The organism is Nocardioides sp. B-3, assembly GCF_024703895.1.
Classification (GTDB): domain Bacteria; phylum Actinomycetota; class Actinomycetes; order Propionibacteriales; family Nocardioidaceae; genus Nocardioides.
The window spans coordinates 632,722-650,610 of the sequence record NZ_CP087968.1; the positions used below are offsets into that span (position 1 = coordinate 632,722).

At 70.1% G+C, this 17,889-nt stretch carries 19 protein-coding genes and 9 pseudogenes; 5 read left to right on the forward strand and 23 right to left on the reverse strand.

Annotation, left to right across the window (positions count from 1 at the left end; genetic code table 11):
• Positions 1 to 16: 16 nt before the first annotated feature.
• The 6 genes and pseudogenes from ligD to LP418_RS32370 form a co-directional block, all read right to left on the reverse strand.
• On the reverse strand, positions 17 to 922 hold the full coding sequence (ligD, locus tag LP418_RS04280; protein WP_257956895.1) for a non-homologous end-joining DNA ligase: 906 nt from the start codon (positions 920 to 922) through the stop codon (positions 17 to 19).
• A complete protein-coding gene (locus tag LP418_RS04285) occupies positions 919 to 1,449 on the reverse strand; it encodes an ATP dependent DNA ligase (RefSeq protein ID WP_257956896.1) in 531 nt (176 codons plus the stop codon). The genes ligD and LP418_RS04285 overlap by 4 nt, the downstream gene beginning before the upstream one ends.
• Before the next feature lie 82 nt (positions 1,450 to 1,531).
• A pseudogene (locus LP418_RS04290) lies at positions 1,532 to 1,855 on the reverse strand (ATP-dependent DNA ligase); the annotation flags it as partial.
• A 12-nt stretch (positions 1,856 to 1,867) separates the two neighbouring features.
• Positions 1,868 to 2,854, reverse strand: coding sequence for an AMP-binding enzyme (locus LP418_RS04295; RefSeq protein WP_257955351.1), 987 nt, complete (start codon positions 2,852 to 2,854; stop codon positions 1,868 to 1,870).
• Between the two features lie 64 nt (positions 2,855 to 2,918).
• Positions 2,919 to 3,041, reverse strand: a pseudogene (locus LP418_RS32365) (AMP-binding protein); the annotation flags it as partial.
• Positions 3,042 to 3,108: 67 nt separating this feature from the next.
• Positions 3,109 to 3,390 (reverse strand): annotated as a pseudogene (locus LP418_RS32370) (AMP-binding protein); the annotation flags it as partial.
• 96 nt (positions 3,391 to 3,486) lie between these two features.
• Between LP418_RS32370 and ku the strand changes: the two are divergent.
• Positions 3,487 to 4,053 (forward strand): annotated as a pseudogene (gene ku / locus LP418_RS04305) (non-homologous end joining protein Ku); the annotation flags it as partial.
• 94 nt (positions 4,054 to 4,147) lie between these two features.
• Positions 4,148 to 4,408 (forward strand): hypothetical protein, encoded by a 261-nt coding sequence (locus LP418_RS04310; RefSeq protein ID WP_257955353.1) that lies wholly within the window; start codon positions 4,148 to 4,150, stop codon positions 4,406 to 4,408.
• On the opposite strand, the gene LP418_RS04315 is transcribed toward LP418_RS04310, so the two are convergent.
• The 7 genes and pseudogenes from LP418_RS04315 to LP418_RS30315 form a co-directional block, all read right to left on the reverse strand.
• Positions 4,405 to 5,322, reverse strand: a complete 918-nt coding sequence (locus tag LP418_RS04315; RefSeq protein WP_257955354.1) for an SDR family NAD(P)-dependent oxidoreductase — start codon at positions 5,320 to 5,322, stop codon at positions 4,405 to 4,407. The genes LP418_RS04310 and LP418_RS04315 overlap by 4 nt on opposite strands.
• A gap of 26 nt (positions 5,323 to 5,348) precedes the next feature.
• Positions 5,349 to 5,987, reverse strand: a complete 639-nt coding sequence (locus tag LP418_RS04320; protein WP_257955355.1) for a hypothetical protein — start codon at positions 5,985 to 5,987, stop codon at positions 5,349 to 5,351.
• A 122-nt stretch (positions 5,988 to 6,109) separates the two neighbouring features.
• A complete protein-coding gene (locus LP418_RS04325; RefSeq protein ID WP_257955356.1) occupies positions 6,110 to 6,778 on the reverse strand; it encodes a sigma-70 family RNA polymerase sigma factor in 669 nt (222 codons plus the stop codon).
• Between the two features lie 244 nt (positions 6,779 to 7,022).
• Positions 7,023 to 8,970 (reverse strand): annotated as a pseudogene (locus LP418_RS04330) (NAD-glutamate dehydrogenase domain-containing protein).
• A pseudogene (locus tag LP418_RS04335) lies at positions 8,873 to 10,282 on the reverse strand (NAD-glutamate dehydrogenase domain-containing protein); the annotation flags it as partial. The pseudogenes LP418_RS04335 and LP418_RS04330, both read right to left, overlap by 98 nt.
• On the reverse strand, positions 10,218 to 10,769 hold the full coding sequence (locus LP418_RS30310) for a hypothetical protein (RefSeq protein ID WP_336276017.1): 552 nt from the start codon (positions 10,767 to 10,769) through the stop codon (positions 10,218 to 10,220). The gene LP418_RS30310 and the pseudogene LP418_RS04335, both read right to left, overlap by 65 nt.
• 646 nt (positions 10,770 to 11,415) lie before the next feature.
• Positions 11,416 to 11,943, reverse strand: a pseudogene (locus tag LP418_RS30315) (NAD-glutamate dehydrogenase); the annotation flags it as partial.
• A 103-nt stretch (positions 11,944 to 12,046) separates the two neighbouring features.
• Between LP418_RS30315 and LP418_RS04345 the strand changes: the two are divergent.
• The 3 genes from LP418_RS04345 to LP418_RS04355 are packed head-to-tail and all read left to right on the forward strand — an operon-like array spanning position 12,047 to position 13,006.
• Positions 12,047 to 12,517, forward strand: a complete 471-nt coding sequence (locus tag LP418_RS04345; protein WP_257955357.1) for a DUF2505 domain-containing protein — start codon at positions 12,047 to 12,049, stop codon at positions 12,515 to 12,517.
• Positions 12,517 to 12,780 (forward strand): DUF2505 domain-containing protein, encoded by a 264-nt coding sequence (locus tag LP418_RS04350; RefSeq protein WP_257955358.1) that lies wholly within the window; start codon positions 12,517 to 12,519, stop codon positions 12,778 to 12,780. Before LP418_RS04345 ends, LP418_RS04350 begins: the two co-directional genes overlap by 1 nt.
• A 13-nt stretch (positions 12,781 to 12,793) precedes the next feature.
• Positions 12,794 to 13,006, forward strand: coding sequence for a DUF2505 domain-containing protein (locus LP418_RS04355; protein ID WP_257955359.1), 213 nt, complete (start codon positions 12,794 to 12,796; stop codon positions 13,004 to 13,006).
• 13 nt (positions 13,007 to 13,019) lie between these two features.
• On the opposite strand, the gene LP418_RS04360 is transcribed toward LP418_RS04355, so the two are convergent.
• The 10 genes and pseudogenes from LP418_RS04360 to LP418_RS04400 all read right to left on the reverse strand — a co-directional run bounded on the left by LP418_RS04360 (position 13,020) and on the right by LP418_RS04400 (position 17,755).
• The gene (locus tag LP418_RS04360; RefSeq protein ID WP_257955360.1) at positions 13,020 to 13,802 is read right to left on the reverse strand and encodes a hypothetical protein; all 783 of its coding nucleotides are present in this window, start codon (positions 13,800 to 13,802) and stop codon (positions 13,020 to 13,022) included.
• The gene (locus LP418_RS04365; protein WP_442940109.1) at positions 13,753 to 14,274 is read right to left on the reverse strand and encodes a hypothetical protein; all 522 of its coding nucleotides are present in this window, start codon (positions 14,272 to 14,274) and stop codon (positions 13,753 to 13,755) included. The genes LP418_RS04360 and LP418_RS04365 overlap by 50 nt, the downstream gene beginning before the upstream one ends.
• Positions 14,271 to 14,402 (reverse strand): hypothetical protein, encoded by a 132-nt coding sequence (locus tag LP418_RS04370; RefSeq protein WP_257955361.1) that lies wholly within the window; start codon positions 14,400 to 14,402, stop codon positions 14,271 to 14,273. The genes LP418_RS04365 and LP418_RS04370 overlap by 4 nt, the downstream gene beginning before the upstream one ends.
• Positions 14,399 to 14,965 (reverse strand): aldehyde dehydrogenase family protein, encoded by a 567-nt coding sequence (locus tag LP418_RS04375; protein ID WP_257955362.1) that lies wholly within the window; start codon positions 14,963 to 14,965, stop codon positions 14,399 to 14,401. The genes LP418_RS04370 and LP418_RS04375 overlap by 4 nt, the downstream gene beginning before the upstream one ends.
• Positions 14,958 to 16,034 carry an aldehyde dehydrogenase family protein gene (locus LP418_RS04380; RefSeq protein ID WP_257955363.1) on the reverse strand — a complete coding sequence of 359 codons (1,077 nt, stop codon included), beginning with the start codon at positions 16,032 to 16,034 and terminating at the stop codon, positions 14,958 to 14,960. Before LP418_RS04380 ends, LP418_RS04375 begins: the two co-directional genes overlap by 8 nt.
• 9 nt (positions 16,035 to 16,043) lie before the next feature.
• Positions 16,044 to 16,178 carry a hypothetical protein gene (locus LP418_RS04385; protein ID WP_257955364.1) on the reverse strand — a complete coding sequence of 45 codons (135 nt, stop codon included), beginning with the start codon at positions 16,176 to 16,178 and terminating at the stop codon, positions 16,044 to 16,046.
• Positions 16,179 to 16,246: 68 nt separating this feature from the next.
• Positions 16,247 to 16,471, reverse strand: a pseudogene (locus LP418_RS32375) (hypothetical protein); the annotation flags it as partial.
• A complete protein-coding gene (locus LP418_RS04390; protein ID WP_336276018.1) occupies positions 16,375 to 16,974 on the reverse strand; it encodes a WS/DGAT domain-containing protein in 600 nt (199 codons plus the stop codon). The pseudogene LP418_RS32375 and the gene LP418_RS04390, both read right to left, overlap by 97 nt.
• A gap of 96 nt (positions 16,975 to 17,070) precedes the next feature.
• Positions 17,071 to 17,514 (reverse strand): annotated as a pseudogene (locus tag LP418_RS04395) (wax ester/triacylglycerol synthase domain-containing protein); the annotation flags it as partial.
• A 22-nt stretch (positions 17,515 to 17,536) separates the two neighbouring features.
• Positions 17,537 to 17,755 (reverse strand): wax ester/triacylglycerol synthase domain-containing protein, encoded by a 219-nt coding sequence (locus LP418_RS04400; protein WP_257955365.1) that lies wholly within the window; start codon positions 17,753 to 17,755, stop codon positions 17,537 to 17,539.
• Positions 17,756 to 17,889 lie beyond the last annotated feature (134 nt).

The window sequence follows — 17,889 nt, forward strand, 5'->3', positions numbered from 1 at the left end:
CGTCCCGACGGGTGGCTCAGGCCTCGAAGAGGTCGCCGTGGTCCTGCACGCGCTCGAGGACCTCCTCGAAGCGGAACTGCTCGAGCCCCAGCGGGTCCTCGGCGCCCAGCTCCACCTCGTCCCGGGTGACGGGCGTGGCCACGGTGGGCCGCTCGCGACCGCGCAGGGAGTACGGCGAGATGGTGGTCTTCGAACCGGAGTTCTGCGACCAGTCGAGGAACACCTTGCCGGGTCGCTTCGCCTTCGTCATCGTCGCGGTGATCAGTGCCGGGTCTGACTTCTGGAGTGCCTCGGCTACCTCCTTGGCCAGCGCGGTGGTGCCGTCGCTGTCGAGGCTCTGCCGGCCAGTGGGGGGCAGGGCGGCGTACAGGTGGAGGCCCTTGCTGCCGCTGGTGACGGCGGTGCAGGTCAGGTCGCGCTCGGCGAGGGCGTCGCGCACCTTGAGCGCCACCCGGCAGCACTCGTGCAGGCCGGCGGGCTCCCCCGGGTCGAGGTCGATGACGAGACGGTCGGGCTTGCGCGGCTTGCCCGCCTTGGTGACCTGCCACTGGTGGACGTGCAGCTCGAGCGCGGCGAGGTTGACCAGCCACGTGAGGGTCGCGAGGTCGTCGCAGATCGGGAACCTCAAGGTGTCGCTGTCCGAGCTCGCGCGACTCCCGGTGGTGGGGACCGTCGCCGTACGCACCCGGGACGGGGTGCCGGCCGGCGCGTTCTTCTCGAAGAAGCTCTTGTCCCGGACGCCGTGCGGCCAGCGGATCCGGGTGACGGCGCGATCCTTGAGGTGCGGCAGCAGGACGCCGGAGATGCTGGCGTAGTAGTTGAGCACCTCGCCCTTGGTGGTGCCCGTGCGTGGATAGAGCACCTTGTCGAGGTTGCTGATCTTGAGCGTGCGGCCGTCGACGTCGACGTGGATGTCGTTCACGAGAGAAGGTCCTCGGGGCCGATGTCGGAGCGGACGCCGCGGTAGGACGGCTGGCGCAGGCGCTTGACCGGGCTGCGGCTGAGGGTGTCGACGTCGATCACGACGCGCGGCTCCACCCAGTGGGTGCCCTTCGCGTCGATCGCGGGCACCTCGTCGGCGAACGGCGACTCGGACACCGCCAACGGCTTGACCAGCTCGGACAGCAGCTTCGTCGCGGCCCCGCCGATGCCGCTGCCCACGCGGCCGCGATACATCAGGCCGTCGGCCGTGGGCTCGCCGACGAGCACGGAGGCCGGGCGGTCGGTCGTGCCCTCCCGGGGGCGCCAGCCGGCGATCACGTAGGAGTAGCGGTGACGGTGCGCCAGCTTCACCCAGTGCGGGCTGCGCGCATCGAGCGTGTAGCGCGAGGACCGCTTCTTGCTGACGATCCCCTCGAGACCCTGCTGCAGCGTCGCGTCGAAGAGCATCGCACCGTCGTCGTACGCCGCAGGGACCTGCCACGAGCCGTCGAGCCCGAGTCCCTCCAACCGCGCGCGGCGCTCGCTCCCGGGGCAGGGCCGTGAGGTCCTCGCCGTCGAGCCGCATCAGGTCGAAGACCATGTAGGTCGCCGGGATCCTCTCGGCCAGCCGTGCGGCGGTCTGCGCGGAGCGCACGTGCATCCGCTCTCGGAGCACGCCGAAGTCGGGCAGGCCTTCGTCGTTGAGCCCGATGATCTCGCCGTCGACGAGGACGTCGCGGTCGCCGAGCGGGCTGGTGTGGATCTCCGGCCACGCGAGGGAGGCGTCGTTGCCGTTGCGGGTGAAGAGCCGTGCACGACCATCCTTGCCCTCGACGACGTCGCCGAGGATCCGCACGCCGTCCCACTTCACCTCGTGCGCCCACTCCGGGCCGACCGGGACGTGGGTGCCCTTGGTGGCGAGCATCGGACGCATGGCGCCAGTCTGTCAGTCGCCGACCAGCTCGAGCGCCTGCTTCGTCGCGGCCGGGTAGTCGACCTTGCTGACGGGCGTGCGCGGAACGGCGTCGACGAAGAACACCTGCTTGGGTGCCTTGTAGTTGGCAATGAGCGTGTGCGCGTGCTCGATCAGCTGGCTCTCGGTCAGGTCGGAGCCGTCGCGCCGCTGCACCAGCGCGGTGACCTGCTGACCCCAGCGCTCGTGCGGGGTGCCGACGACGACCGCGTCGAAGACTCCGTCGTGACGCAGCAGCACCGCCTCGACCTCCTCCGGGTGCACCTTCTCGCCGCCCGTGTTGATGCACACCGAGCCACGACCGAGCACCGTGACGGTGCCGTCCTCCTCGCGCCGGGCGAAGTCGCCGGGGATGACCCACCGGACACCGTCGACCTCCTTGAAGGTGGCGGCCGTCTTCTTCTCGTCCTTGTAGTAGCCGATCGGGATCGGCCCGGAGCGCCTGAGCATGCCGCGCTCCCCCACAGCGGCCGGCTTCATGTCGGGCGCGAAGACCTGCACCTCGTCGGTCACCCCGAAGCGCGCGGACCCGTCTCCTTCACCCGTGTCGAACGACGAGCCGGTGGCGCCGGACTCCGAGGCGCCGTACGAGTCGAGGATGAACTTGCCGGGGAAGGCGGCCCGGATCTCCTCGCGCACGCCGAGGGACAGCGGCGCCGCTCCGTTGGAGATCGCCGCTAGCCCGCTGAGGTCCCAGCGCTCGGGCTCCTTCAGGACCGCCTCGGCGATCGGGCGGGCCATCGCGTCGCCGAGCATGGCCAGCGAGACGGTGCGGGACTTGGCGGCGAGGTCGAGGACGCGCTCGGCGTCGAAGTTGGGGTCGGTGTAGTAGGCGATCGACTGCCCGGCGACGAGCGCGTTGCCCATGATCCACTGGCTGCCGCCGTGCATGAGCGGGCCGCAGGCCATCAGCACCATCGGGTTCTCGACGGCGGCCGCCTCGGTCGCGAGCGCCTCCACCGACTCGATCGGTGCGCCGTAGCGCGGCGTTGAGGGCGGCCCGGATCAGGTCTGCCTGCCGCCAGACCACGCCCTTGGGTGACCCGGTGGTGCCGCCGGTGTAGATGACGTAGTGGTCGTCGTCCTCTCGGTCGACCTGCGGGCGCTGGCCCCCTGCGGCGGTCATCGCGTCGCCGTACAGAACCATCCATGACCGGGACGTGCTTCAGCGGCGTCAACAGGTCGCCGGCGATGTCGACGTACTCCGGTGCGATCACCGCGGCGACGCAGTCGGCGTTGTCGTAGAGGTGGGCGAGCTCGCCGTGAAGGTACTTGTAGTTGATGTTGATCGGCACCGCGCCGATCTTGAGCGTGCCGAAGAAGGCGTCGATCCACTCGATCCGGTTGTGCGCGTGTACGGCGACATGGTCCCCGCGTCCGATCCCGTGCGCGAGCAGGTGGTTGGCGAGCCGGTTGGCGCGCTCGTCGACCCGGGCGTAGGTGTAGGTCTCGTCGATGGTCTCGACGAAGGTGCGCTCGCCGACGGCGTCGGCCATCGCCTCGAGCAGGTCCGGCAGGGTGAGCGGGCGGGGTTCGGAGTCGGTCACAGGCTCAGGCTCCTACAGGAACGTGTTCTGGTCTACGGTTTGAGCATGCGCGCGATCTGGAAGGGCTCAGTCTCCTTCGGCCTCGTCAACGTGCCGGTGAAGCTCTACTCGGCCACCGAGTCCCACGACGTCTCGTTCCGTCAGGTCCATGCCAAGGACGGTGGGCGCATCAAGTACCAACGCGTCTGCTCGATCGACGGCGAGGAGGTGCCCTACTCCGACATCGCCAAGGGCTACGAGACCGAGGACGGCGAGATGGTCATCCTCACCGACGACGACCCGGCCGAGCTGCCGTCCACGTCGTCGCGCGAGATCGCCGTCGAGAAGTTCGTGCCGAGCGACCAGATCGACCCGATGATGTTCGAGAAGTCCTACTACCTCGAGCCCGAGAAGTCCGGCGCCAAGCCCTATGCCCTGCTCCGCCGGGCGCTCAAGGACGCCGACCGGATGGCGGTCGTGACGGTCGCGCTGCGCCAGCGCACGTCGGTCGCGGTGCTGCGGGTGCGCCCAACTGACGGCGGGGACGTGATCGTGCTCCAGACGATGATGTGGCCTGACGAGGTCCGCCAGCCCGACTTCAACATCGAGCCCGGCGAGGTGAAGGACTCCGAGGTCAAGATGGCCAACATGCTCGTCGAGACCCCGGCCGGCGACTTCCGACGCGAGCGAGTTCGAGGACGACTATGCCGGTGCCGTCGAGTCGCTGGTGAAGACCAAGATCGAGGGCGGCGAGGTCAAGAAGACCGCCACCTCGACCAAGTCCTCCGGCGAGGTCGTCGACCTGCTCGCCGCGCTGCAGAAGTCGGTTGCGGCGGCGAAGTCGGCACGCGGCGAGGCGCCGTCCTCCGCAACCGAGGCGGAAGACGAGGCACCCGCGGCGAAGAAGACCGCTGCGAAGAAGACTCAGGCCAAGAAGGCAGCGAAGAAGGCACCCGCCAAGAAGGCCGCGGCGAAGAAGGCGAGCTAGTCGCCCGAGCCGTTGTGCGTGGCCGTCTCGACCGGCGCCACCACGACCTCACCACGAGCGGCGGCAGAGTCGGGCACGCGGCGAGACATCTCGGCGAAGACGAAGTCGGCCAGCCGCGGGGACACGAGGTTGAAGACCTCGGTCACCGTGCCCACGATGCCGTTGACCGTGATCGGACGGTCCTCGAGCGCGCGAACGATGCGCTCGGCGCAGTGCTCGGGGCTCTCGGCCCGACTGTCGGAGTAGGCCTCTGTCGGGCCGATCATGTCGGTGGCGACCAGCGCGACGCGCACGTTCGTGCAGGTGACGTTGTCGAAGAACGCCTCGCGGCCCATGATCCGGCCCCACACGTCGAGGGCGGTCTTGGAGGCGATGTAGGCGGAGAACTTCGGCGCCTTGATCTGGTTGCCCCGGGTGACGATGTTGACCACGTGCCCGAACTTCTGCGCGCGCATCGCCGGCAGCAGACCCATCGTCAGCCGCACGGGCCCGAAGAAGTTCACCGCCATCATCCGCTCGAAGTCGTGGAAGCGGTCGTGGCTGAGCTCGAGGGAGCGGCGGATCGAGCGGCCGGCATTGTTGACGAGGTAGTCCACCGCCCCGTGGCGCGTGAGCAGCTCCGACACGAGCGCGTCGACGGCTTCCCCGTCCGTCAGGTCGAGCGTGTACGTCGAAGCGCGACCGCCGCGAGCCACGATCTCGGCCTGCACGCGGGCCAGCTCGTCGGCCCGTCGAGCGACGAGGAGCACGTGGGCGCCGCGGCTCGCTGCGGCGTACGCCGTGTGCTCGCCGATGCCCGACGAGGCGCCGGTGATCAGGACCGTGGCGCCCAGCAACGGGCTCGGTGCGCTTGGGCGCAGGGTGCGGTGCAGGCGGGACAGCACGGCGACGGGGGTCTGGAGAAGCAGGCTCACGTCGCAGGACCCTAGCCGTGAGGTGCCTACATGTCGTTGCCGAGGAACATCGGGTCGCCGCCGGTCATCTCCAGCTCGCCGATGCGTTCGCATGCTCCGGTGACCGCGTCGCAGTCGTCGAACTGCGCGCCCGGCCCACCGCTCGACGCCACCGGGATCGAGCCGTCGGTGTCGATGGTCCAGTGCGTCGCGCCGTCCTGCTCGGTCACCGACAGCTGGAGGGGCGCAGCGTCGAAGGTCGGAGCCAGCGTGCTCGACCGGGCCGGGACGTGCTCCCCGTCGTGGGTGAGCTGGGAGTCGATGGCACCGCGCACGAAGCGGTAGGTGCGATCGCCGACGCGCGGCTCCTTCGAGGGCGGCTCCCCGTCGTAGAGCACGACGCCGTTGCGGACGTCGGCGATGCGCGTCTTCGGCCCCGCGAGCTCGACGGAGGTGCCTCTCATCTCGTAGGCCATGATGCGGTTGTCCATCCGCACGAAGACGACCCCGTCGTCGAAGGCCTCGATCACCAAGGACCCACACCCCCCGCATGCCGGGTTGAACGGCGTCTCCCCCTCTTGGTGTCCACCACGAGCAGCCGCGGCATTCCCCGGCCCAGACAGCGACGGCGACCTGCGAGCTCGTCGGGTCTGCCTTGGCGGTGGGATGGAAGTCTTCCCGGTCATCGACGTCACCGTCGAAGAGCGCCTTCGTGGTGCCGTCTAGACCGAGCAGCATGGGCCGACCGGCGTCGAAGAAGACGACACCGTTGGAGGTGGCCGCCGCGTCCGTGTCGAGCCACTCGAGGTCACTGGCATCGACGCTGCGACCACCGAAGTGCAGGATGCGTCCGGGATCGGCGTAGGCGCGCAGCCCCTTGGTCGACGTCGGGTCGGTGGCCACCTGCCCGTCCTCCGAGCCCGCCTCCGGCGAGCCCGCCAGCTGTGTCACCGCGGCACCGCCGGCGACCAGCACGACGGCGAGGGCGCCGGCCACCGCCACGCGACGACGCGTGCGGATCCGCCGGCCGTTCCGCATCACGGTGCCGAGGTCGCCCGCAGGCGCCACGACGTGGTCGAGGTGGTCGGACAGCGCGTCGCGCAGGTCGGCAGTCATGACAGGTCCCCTTCGGGAAGGGCCGCACCGGTGGAGCGGCGCAGGTTGGCGAGGCGGCGGCGGCGGCCCGGGACTTCACGGTCCCGCGCGAGCACTCGAGCGCGTCGGCGATCTGCTGCTCGCTGAGGTCTTCGTAGTAGCGCAGCACGATCACCGCTCGCTGCCGTGGGGGCAGCGCGACGACGGCCGACCAGAGGGCGTCGCGTTCCACCAGTCCGTGCTCGGCCGACGGCAGGGGTGGTGGCTCGCCCACGTCCGCGCGTGGTCGCTCGCGTCGCCACGGGGCAGCGCGGCGCGTGCTCAACACCTCGTTGACCACCATCCGCCGTACGTAGGCATCGGGCTGCTCGGCGGCGGACACCCGGCGCCGGGGAGGCGTAGACCTTGGCGAAGGCGGCCCGGCACGCGTCCTCGGCCGATGCCCGGTCACCGGCGATGGCCGGGGCGGTGCGATACATCCGCGGCCACGTGGCGGTGAAGTAGGCAGGGAAGTCCCGCTCGACGTCAGTCACGCTGGGTCCCCGATCGACCGTCGCTGCGTTGTTGCTCATGCCCCACAGACGTAGGCGGGTCCCCGGCAGGTTGGGTCGAGGGCGGACGAATCGTCAGGAGAGCAGACCCCGCACCACGCGCAGTCCCACCGACAACCGGGCCGGGTCGGCGGCCTCGTCGCGGCAGATCTCCTCGAGCGTGGCGGCCGCGCGGCCGATCAGCTCGGCGTCGTCGTCCTCCCACTCGGCGACCCGCACGGGCGCGGCGTCCTCGATCGACGTCGAGGAGAGCACCGCGGCAGTGAGCTGCTGGTGCACGGCATAGAGGTCGTCGCGCACGGCGGCCCGGGCCATGGTCTGCCAACGGTCCTCCCGCGGCAGCGAAGATCCGCTCCACCGGGGCCGGCAGTCCGAGCCGCTCGCCCAGCGCGAAGTGCACGCGGGCGACGTTGACCGGATCGAGGCCGAGGGTCTCCGCCGTCTCGACGACGCCGAGCAGGGCATACGCCGGAGCGAGTACGGCGACGCGCGTGGCCAGCTCCTCGGGCACACCGGCCTTCGTGAGGCGATCGCGGCGACCGATGAAGTCATCGAGCTCCCGGCCGCTCATCAGCTCGGGCAGGACCGCCAGCACCGACTGCACGCGCCCCCGGAAGAACTCGACCGTGGCCATGGAGTCCAGCGGCGGCCGGCGGTTGTTGACCAGCCAGCGCGACGCCCGCTCGACGAGGGTGCGCATCTCGATCCGCATCCGGGTCTGGCGCTCCGCCGGCACCCGGTTGTCGTAGGAAGCGATCTCTCGGCGCATCGCCAGCGACCCGAAGATCTCGCGCGCGACGAAGTTGGCCCGGGTCAGGTCGGCGACGCTGGCGCCGGTCTCCCCCTTCAACCGCGGGATGAAGGTCATGCCGGCGCCGTTGACCGTGTCGTTGACGACCCGGGTCACGATGATCTCGCGACGCAGCGGGTGCTCCTCCATCGCCGGCACGTGGTCGGCCTGCATCCGCGAGGGGAAGTAGGCGAGCAGGTCGTCGCGGAGGTAGGGGTCGTCGGGCAGGTCGGACTCGAGCAGCTCGTCGGCCAGCACGATCTTGGTCCACGACAACAGCACCGACAGCTCGGGCACCGAGAGGCCCTGCCCGCGGTCGAGGCGGCGGCGCACCTGCCGAGACGTCGGCAGTGCCTCGAGGTCGCGGTTGAGGACGCCGCGCCGCTCGAGCTCCTTCATCCAGTCCTCGTGGACGTGCAGGAGGGGTACGGCGTGCGCGCTGGCGTTTGCCGGGGCGAGGTTCTGCTCGTAGTTGTCGCGGAGCACCGGGTCGCCGACCTCGTCGGTCATCTCGGCGAGCAGGGTGTTGCGCTGCTTCATGGTCATGTCGCCACCGGCGACCACCTTGTCCAGCAGGATCTTGATGTTGACCTCGTGGTCGGAGGTGTCGACCCCGGCCGAGTTGTCGATGAAGTCGGTGTTGATGCGGCCGCCCTCACCGCCACAACCCTCACGGGCATACTCGATGCGGCCGAGCTGGGTGAGCCCGAGGTTGCCGCCCTCGCCGACACACTGGGCGCGCAGCTCCTCACCGTTGACGCGGATCGCGTCGTTGGCCTTGTCGCCGGCATCGGCGTTGACCTCGTCGGCGGACTTCACGTAGGTGCCGATGCCACCGTTCCACAGCAGGTCGACCGGCGCGAGCAGGACGGCCCGCATCAGCTCGGCGGGCGTGAGCTTGACGACGTCCTCCGCCGGGCCGAGCGCGCTGCGCACCTGCGCCGAGATCGGGATGGACTTGAGCGACCGCGACCAGACGCCACCGCCGGCTGAGATCAGACTCTTGTCGTAGTCCTGCCGGGACGACCGCGGCAGCTCGAAGAGCCGCTTGCGCTCGGCGAAGGAGGCCGAGGCATCGGGGGTCGGGGTCGATGAAGATGTCGCGGTGGTCGAAGGCCGCCACCAGTCGCGTGGTCTCGGAGCAGAGCATGCCGTTGCCGAAGACGTCGCCGGACATGTCGCCGATGCCGACGGCGGTGAACTCCTCGGTCTGGCAGTCGATGCCGCGCTCACGGAAGTGCCGCTGGACCGAGACCCGGGCGCCGCGCGCGGTGATGCCCATCGCCTTGTGGTCGTAGCCGACCGAGCCGCCCGAGGCGAACGCGTCGCCGAGCCAGAAGCCGTAGGCCTTGGCCACCCCGTTGGCGATGTCGGAGAAGGTCGCGGTGCCCTTGTCGGCCGCGACCACGAGGTAGCTGTCGTCGCCGTCGTGGCGCACGACGCCCCGGGGCGGAACGGTCTCGCCCTCGACCGGGTTGTCGGTGATGTCGAGCAGCCCGGAGATGAAGGTGGTGTAGCAGGCGACGCCCTCTGCCAGCCATGCGTCGCGGTCGGACATGTCGGGCAGCTGCTTGCAGAAGAACCCGCCCTTCGCACCCACGGGCACGATCACGGTGTTCTTGACCATCTGTGCCTTGACCAGCCCCAGCACCTCGGTGCGGAAGTCGTCACGACGGTCGGACCAGCGCAGGCCACCACGCGCGACGGAGCCGAAGCGCAGGTGCACGCCCTCGACGCGCGGCGAGTAGACGAAGATCTCGAAGCTCGGCCGCGGCTCGGGCAGGTCGGGGATCGCCGACGGCTCGAGCTTGAAGGAGATGTACTGGTGCAGCTCGCCGTCGGCGGTCTTCTGGAAGTAGTTGGTGCGCAGCGTGCTGCGGATGTGGGTGAGGTAGGACCGCAGGATGCGGTCGTGGTCGAGGGAGACGACGTCGTCGAGGGCGCTCGCGAGCTTCTCCTCGACGACCTCGATCCGCGCCGTACGCGCCTCGGCGTCGCCGGGCAGGTCACCCTTGCCCGGGTCGAAGCGGGCCTCGAAGAGGTCGACGAGCAGCCGGGTGATGTCGACGTTGTTGCCCAACGCGCCCTCGATGTAGTCGAGCGCGAACGGCGAGTTGCCCTGCTTCATGTATTTCGCGTAGGCACGCAGCACGGTCGCCTGTCGCCGGGTCAGCCCGGCTCCGAGCACCAGCGCGTTGAAGCCGTCGGTCTCGTTGAACCCGTCCCAGACGGCGCGGGCCGCGTCGGCGAAGAGCGTGCGGGCGGTGTCGGGGAGCTGACGCCCGTAGCGCAGCCCGAACTCGTAGATGTAGGACTGGCGCCCGAGGCCGGTGAGCTCGTAGGGCCGCTCGTCGACCACCTCGACGCCCATCGAGGCGAGCATCGGCAGCACCTCGCTGAGGGACAGCGGCGGACCGACGCGGAACACCTTCAACCGGGCCTCGCCACGACCGGCGTCGACCTGCTCGAACAGCGCGAGGTCAATGCCCTCGTCGCCCTCGATGGCCTCGAGCCGACCCGTGTCGGCGGCACCGGTGCGCGGGTTGAAGTCCTCCTTGTAGGCCTCCGGGAAGGAGTCGGACCCGGGCTCGCGCCGGGCGCGAGCCCCGCTCCTCGCCGTACTCCGCGACCACCGCGTTGGTGAAGTCGTCGCGCCACGAGCGCGCGGCCTCGACCATGCGCCGCTCGAGGTCGACCACGTCGACGTCGGGGATCGTCTCGCCCTTGGCGGGGTGGACGACGAAGTGGACGCTGGCGGTCGTGGCCTCGTTGACGCGGGCGGTGAACTCGACGCTCTCGCCGTTGAGGCGCTCGGTGAGGATCTCCGCGAAGCGCTCCCGGACGGTGGTGTTGTAGCGGTCGCGAGGGAGGTAGACGAGCACGGAGACGTAGCGGCCATAGGTGTCGCGGCGCGCGAACAGCCGCGGCTGGCGTCGCTCGCGGGCGAACATCACGGACTGCACGGTCGGCGCCAGCTCGTCGGCCGGCGTCTGGAAGAACTCGTCGCGCGGGTAGTTCTCCAGCGTGTCCATCAGCGCCTTGCCGGCATGGCTGCGCGGGGTCGAAGCCGACCGTGCGCATGACGGTGGCCGTCTTCTCCCGCAGCAACGGGATCCGGGTGACCGACTCGGTGTAGGCGGCGCTGGAGTAGAGGCCGATGAACCGGCGCTCCCCACGACCTCGCCGTTGTCGCCGAACGTCTTCACGCCGACGTAGTCGAGGTAGACCAGGGCGGTGCACCGTGGCGCGGGAGTTGGCCTTGGCCAGCACCAGCAGCGTCTTCTCGCGGGCCTTGTCCTTGACCACCGCGGGCAGCTTGGCGAAGGAGGAGGACATGTCCCGGTCGGCGCGCAGGATGCCGAGACCGGTGCCGGGTACGGCGCGCAGCGCCCATTCCTCGTCGGCACCCTCTCCGACGGACTCGAGGCGGTACTCGCGATAGCCGAGGAACGTGAAGTGGTCGTCGGCCAGCCAGCGGATGAAATCGCAGCCCTGCGTGATCTCGGTGGGGTCGATCGGCGGCGGGTTGTCCTCGATGTCGGCCACGACGGTGAGGGCGCGGTCACGCATCTTGGGCCAGTCCTCGACGGACTCACGGACGTCGCGGAGCACGCGCTGGAGGCTCTCGACGATCTCCGAGACCTCGCCCTCGTCGACGACCCGGTCGATCTCGACGTGCATCCACGATTCCTCGATCGCCTCGGGCGCCGACTCCTCGACCACGCCGTCGGCCGGGGTGTTGACGCCCTGCAGGGCGCCGGTGATGTCGCGGGTGACCTCGAAGCGCGGGTGGATCACGACGTGCACGTTGTGGTCGTGCCGGGACAGCTCCATCGTCACGGAGTCGACGAGGAAGGGCATGTCGTCGGTGACGACCTCGACGACCGAGTGCCCGGCAGCGGACCAGCCCGCGTCCACGGGGCCGGGCGTGATCACACGGACCGTGGCGGTGCCCTGTGGGCGCGACATCGCGAGGGCGTAGTGGGAGGCGAGTGCGCCGTACACGTCATCGGGGCTGCGGTCGAGCAGGTCCTCCGGCGCGACGTGGCGGTAGTAGGCGGCCAGCAGCTCGCCGACCTGCGCGTGCGGCGGACCACCGGTGCCCTTGGAGGCGCGCGCCACGGCCTCGGCGTGCTTCAGCAGTTCGGCCTTGTCGTCCTCGAGCTTCGCCACGCCCCCGACACTAGGGGCCGACTTGTGACGCACACAACATGGGCGCGTACCGGCCGGTTACATCCTCACCAAGACCTGACGGACGCGCTGGCCGACGTGCTGGTCAAGACCGGTGATTGACGTGAAGATGTGCCGCATGAAGCTCACGCACTCAGTCAGGTATGACGCGCCGCTGGCCGACGTCTACGCGATGCTCACCGATCCGGTCTTCCGTGAGAAGGCCGCCACGGCACAGGGCGTGACCTCGGTCGACGTCACGGTGGAAGGCGGCGACGTCCGCCTCGACATGCAGCAGCCCACCACCGACCTGCCGGGGTTCGCGCGCAAGGTCGTGGGTGAGAACAGCAACGTCGTGCAGGCCGAGGCCCGGAACGGCACCGACACGGCCGACTTCTCGATCACCATGCCGCCCCTGCCCGGCGGCATCAACGGCGTGCGCACCCTCAAGGTCGACGGCGACGGCACCCCGGACACGTTCGACGGGGAGGCCGGGGTCAAGATCCCGCTGATCGGCGGCAAGCTCGAGAACCTCATCGGCAGCAAGCTGACCGAGGGCTGGAACAACGAGCACGCCCTCGGTGTCGCGTGGCTGGCGGGAGACCGCTGATGTCCAAGACCATCACCGAGAAGCTGACCTACCCCGGCGCCACGCTCGAGCAGGTCGTCGCGATGCTGGCCGACCCGGCGTTCCGCGAGCAGGTCGCCACCTATCAGCAGGCCGTGCGCAGCTCCGCCTCCAACACCGGGACCGGCGCCGGCAGCACCGCGCGGATCGAGGTCGTCCACGGCACCGACCAGGTGCCGTCGTTCGCCCGCAAGTTCGTCGGCGACGAGATCTCGATCGTCCAGGGAGGAGACGTGGACCAGTGACACGCACGCCGACGTGCTGGTCACGATCCCCGGCAAGCCCGGCGACATGACCGGCACCTACGACCTCTCGCAGGTCGGCGCCGACGTCGTCCGGGACGTCAACCTCACCGTGAAGGTCAACATCCCCTTCGTCGGCGGCAAGGTCGAGGACCTGATCGCCGGACTGCTGTCCAAGGCCTACCGCGCGGAGAACAAGGTCGGCGTGAGGTGGCTCGCTGCCGCCTGACCCCCGAGTTCACTCAGGCAGCGTGAGCCGGTAGGCCAGCACCCCACCGTTGCCGTGGCTCGGCATCAGCAGGATGCCGTCGATGGCGACCGCCTTGGGTGCCGCGACAGCCGGAGTTGGTGTCACCCAGCGGCGCCCCGTCACCGAGCTCACCGAGCTCGGTGACGGACCCGTCACGCAGAGAGCGCAGCGTGAGCAGGCCGCGTCCCGCGTTCAGCCCTTCCTCGTCACCCTCGAAGCCGAGCACCCCGTCGCCCAGGTGCGCGATCGGGATCCATTGCTCGGCTCCCACCCCCGGGAATCCGCCGAGGGACGAACCGTCCTCCAGCGAGAACCTCGTGGCGCCCGGCCGGGCAGGGTCCGCGAGCACGAGCGACTCGTCGGTCTCGAAGAAGGACGCACCGGCCGCGACGTCCGACACATCGTCGAGCACGCGCAGCTCGTCCGACTCCAGCCGGACGAGCTGGAGGTGGTTGTCCCGGGTGACACCAGCCAGCACTGTCAGCGGGTCGGTGGTCAGGATCCGTCGCGGGTCGGACAGCGAAGCCGGTGGCGTCACCTCCGACACCGTCGAACCCGACGCCACGTCGACGGCGCGCCACACCCGCGGCTTGCTCGACGAGACCACAGCGACGCCGTGACCGACCAGCAAGCGGTCGGAGCACGCGACGTCGAGCGTGCTGATGGTCCGCCCGGTGCTCAGGTCGATCCGCCCGGCCCCGCACCCGGCGGTCGCGAGCAGCACCTCACCCCCGACGTCGAGGAGCGGCGCCCCGACGAACGGCCGCTCCCACACCACCGAGGCGCTCTCCGGGTCGACGCCCTTGACGGTCGTACGGCGAGCAGTGGCCGCCTCTCCGCTCGGGAGACCGAGCCCCGCTGCGGGTGGGCTGCAGCGCGGGCCGGCACCGACCCACGCTGACGGCCACGAGCCCGATCTCCGAGGGGACCGGGGTTGCCGCGCACACCGGACCGCCGAGCGGCAGCCGCCACACCTCCGCACCGGTCTCGCGGTCCAGCGCGACGAGCGAGCGCGGCCCGACGACCACGACGTCGTCGCTGTACTCCCACAGCCACGGCGCATCCCGGCTGACCCAGTCGGGCCGCACCTTCACCGCCGCACTCCGGGCGTCGCCCACTGCGGGGGTCGGCGACGGGGACGAGGACTCCGCGACAGGTGCCTCGGCAGCGGGACCCTCGTCAGCAGTGCAGCCGACCGCCGTCACGAGGACGGCGGCCAGCAGTGCGGCGTACGAACGACGCATCACCCGTCCGCGTGGTCCCGGCGTCGGCGGTGCCGGACCACGAGGGCAAGCAGCACGAACGGCCCGAACGCCAGCAGCAGCGTGAGCGCCTGCTCGAACGGGTGCAAGGACCCCAGATGGAGTGGGGTCACTCGGCGTCCATGTAGGGGTAGTGGTGGTCCTTCGGCGGCACGAACGTCTCCTTGATCGAGCGCGGCGAGGTCCAGCGCAGGAGGTTGACCGCGGCGCCCGCCTTGTCGTTGGTGCCGGACGCCCGGCCGCCACCGAAGGGCTGCTGCCCGACGACGGCGCCGGTCGGCTTGTCGTTGATGTAGAAGTTGCCGGCCGCGAAGCGCAGCTCACGCCGCGCCCGGGCGATCGCGGCGCGGTCCTGCGCGATGATCGCGCCGGTCAGGGCGTACGGCGCGAACGACTCCATCTGCGCCACGACCGACTCGAACTTGTCGTCGTCGTAGACGTGGACGGCCGGGATCGGGCCGAAGTACTCGTCGGAGAACATCTGGTCGGTCGGGTCCGTGGACTGGATGATCGTGGGTCGCACGAACCAGCCGACGGAGTCGTCGGTCTGGCCGCCGGCGAGCAGCGTGAGGTGCTTGTTGGCACGCACCCGCGCGATCGCCTTCTTGTGCTTGGCGAACGCCCGGTCGTCGATGACGGCGCCCATGAAGTTGGTGAAGTCGGTGACGTCACCCATTGCCGGAGCCCTCCGTGTCGGCGATGAGCTGGTCCTTCATCTTGTCCCACACCGACCCGGCGACGTACGCACGAGAGGCCGCACTGCACTTCTGCCCCCGGAACTCGAAGGCACCGCGGATCATCGCGACGCGCACGACGTCGGGGTCGGCTGACGGGTGGGCGACGATGAAGTCCTTGCCGCCGGTCTCGCCGACGATGCGCGGGTAGGAGCGGTAGCGGTCGATGTTCTCGCCGACGCTCTTCCACAGGCGGTGGAAGGTCGGCGTGGAACCGGTGAAGTGGATGCCGGCGAGGTCGGGGTGCGGCAGCGCGACCTTGGAGACGTCGAGGCCGTCGCCGGGCAGCATGTTGATGACGCCGGGCGGCATGCCGGCCTCCTCGAGCAGCTCCATCGTCAGCGACGCCGCGAGCTGCTGGGTCGGGGACGGCTTCCAGATGACCGTGTTGCCCATCAGCGCGGGCGCGGTGGGCAGGTTGCCGGCGATCGCGGTGAAGTTGAACGGCGTGATCGCGTAGACGAAGCCCTCGAGCGGGCGGTGGTCCGTGCGGTTCCAGATGCCGCGGCTGTTGGCGATCGGCTGGTCGGTCAGGATCTGGTTGGCGTAGTGGACGTTGAACCGCCAGAAGTCGATCAGCTCGCAGGCCGAGTCGATCTCCGCCCGGAAGGCGGTCTTCGACTGGCCGAGCATCGTCGCGGCGTTGATCCGCTGGCGCCACGGACCGGCGAGCAGGTCCGCGGCCTTGAGCAGGATCGCGCACTTCTCGTCGAAGGGCATCCGCTGCCACGGCAGCGCCGCGGCCTTCGCGGCCTTGATCGCGGCCTCGGCGTCCTTCGTCGTGGCGTTCTTCAAGGTGCCGAGCACGTGCTGGTGGTCGTGCGGCTGCACGACCTTGATCTCCGCACCCCCACCGTTGCGCTTCTTGCCGTTGATGTGGGCGCGCAGGGTGTGCTGCTTGCTCTCGAGGCGGGCGAGCTCCGCCTTCAGGTCAGCCCGTTCGGGGCTGCCCGGGGCGTAGGTCAGGTTGGGCTCGTTGATGGGAGCCGGAGGAGTTGTGATCGCATCCATGGACCGACCTTAGCGACCTGCCAGCACGTCCGAAATTTCCTGCGTGGCATACCGGGCGAGGTCGTCGTCGGGGTCGGCGTCGTCCTCGGTGTCGACGTGCACGGCCGCCCACAGCTTCGTGGGTACGGCGCCCGCCACATCCACCACGTCTGCCAGGCGAGCACGACGCGGCGACCGGGGCCGACGAGCAGGGAGGCGGACGCGTCGGCGGCCGTCATCAGGGCGGCGTACTCCCCCTCCTCGGACTCGTCCTCGGCCACGACCTTGTCCACGTCGGCGGGGACCGACCCGGCCTCGAACGCCTCGGCCAGCAGGTCGAGGGTCAGGGGGAGGTAGACCCTCACAGCTTCGGACCCGTCTTCTTCCGGCCCCGCGGTGCGCGCTGGCGCGTCTCGCTGGCCGACTCCTTGAGCTCGTCGAGCGACTCGAGGATGCACGCGCCGAGGGTGTCGACGTCGGGCAGTGCGTCCCGGTCGGCGGTGATGCCGTAGAAGACGCCGCCGTTGTAGGAGGTGACCCCGACCGCGAGGGCATGGTCGGGCAGCAGCGGGTGCACGGGATAGGTCTCGACCATCGTCGCGCCGCCGGCGTAGAGCGGGAACTGCGGGCCGGGCACGTTGGTCACCGACAGGTGGAAACCACGACGCAGCTCGGCGGCGGCCACCCGCGAGCCCGGGGCGTGGAAGGTCGTCGGCGCGAAGCCCGAGATGCCGGCCAGCCGCTCGGCGCCCACGCCTCGCCCGGTCTCCTTGTGCGCCCGGAAGCTGTAGCTGACTCGGTGCAGGCGCACCACGGGCGACGACTCGGAGATCGGCAGGTTGACCATGTGACCGGCGATCTGGGTGCCGAGCGACGTCGGTTCGAGCTCGTCGTCGATCACCGACATCGGCACGATCGCCTTGATCGTCTTCATGCCACCCATCGACTCCGTGCGGGTCATCAGCCAGCCACGCAGGCCGCCGGTGAGGGTGGCCGGGATGACGTCGTTGATGGTGCCGCCGTGCACGCGCCGGATGCGCTTGTAGTCGTCGAGCTGCGTGTGGATGCTGAGGAAGCGGCGCTGCTGGGAGAGCGGCTTGTTGATCGGCGAGGTCATGACCGGCTTGCGTCCGGCCAGCGCCCCGGCGACGTCGGTGGCGCGGTGACGGGCGGCGTTCGCCGCTACGCATCAGGGACTCGGCGTTGGCCCGGACCGTCTTGATCAGGGTCGACGGGTGCTCGATGGAGTCCGTCACGGCCCCCAGCGCGAGCGACAGCGCATCGGGCTTGCCACGCGGGGCCCACTCGTCGTGGCCGAGCTCGGGGCGGTCGGGCTCGGTGTCGAGGAGCACTGGCCGATGTCGACGGTCTCGCGGCCGTCGACCGGGATCTGGTGGCTCTTGGTGAGCACGGCGAACCGCCCGCCCGCGAGGCCCTCGACGAAGTAGACCTCCCACAACGGACGGGAGCGATCGAGCGGGCGCGACGCGATGCGGGCCACCAGCTCGCGAAGCTGGTCGTGATCACCGGGGCGCAGCAGCAGCCGAGCGACGGACGTGATAGCTCAGCTCGAAGGCCGGGTCGTCGAGCCAGACCGGCGTGGCCAACCGGCCGGGCACGGCCTGCAGGCGCTGGCGGTAGCGCGGCACGAACGCGATGCGGTCGGCGATGAGCTCCACGAGGCGGGAGTAGTCGAAGCCGGACTCACCGGGATCGAAGATCTCGACGGTCGCGTTGTGCATCGGGGGTACGCGGGGACTCGGTGGCGAGGAAAGCCGGGTCCCGCGGCCCAAGCCGCCTCGCTCATGTGTGTCCTTCGTGTCGGTGGCGGCCACCACATGCTGTCGCACCCCGGCCCCCACGGTGTTGCTCCCCA

Excerpts from the sequence above, each read along its gene's own strand:
- LP418_RS04375 (WP_257955362.1), bottom strand. The coding sequence starts at position 14,965 with ATGGGTGACGTCACCGACTTCACCAACTTCATGGGCGCCGTCATCGAC.
- LP418_RS04320 (WP_257955355.1), bottom strand. The coding sequence starts at position 5,987 with ATGACCGGGAAGACTTCCATCCCACCGCCAAGGCAGACCCGACGAGCT.
- LP418_RS30310 (WP_336276017.1), bottom strand. The coding sequence starts at position 10,769 with ATGGACACGCTGGAGAACTACCCGCGCGACGAGTTCTTCCAGACGCCG.
- LP418_RS04380 (WP_257955363.1), bottom strand. The coding sequence starts at position 16,034 with ATGGATGCGATCACAACTCCTCCGGCTCCCATCAACGAGCCCAACCTG.
- LP418_RS04400 (WP_257955365.1), bottom strand. The coding sequence starts at position 17,755 with ATGCACAACGCGACCGTCGAGATCTTCGATCCCGGTGAGTCCGGCTTC.
- LP418_RS04345 (WP_257955357.1), top strand. The coding sequence starts at position 12,047 with ATGAAGCTCACGCACTCAGTCAGGTATGACGCGCCGCTGGCCGACGTC.
- LP418_RS04350 (WP_257955358.1), top strand. The coding sequence starts at position 12,517 with ATGTCCAAGACCATCACCGAGAAGCTGACCTACCCCGGCGCCACGCTC.
- LP418_RS04390 (WP_336276018.1), bottom strand. The coding sequence starts at position 16,974 with ATGACCCGCACGGAGTCGATGGGTGGCATGAAGACGATCAAGGCGATC.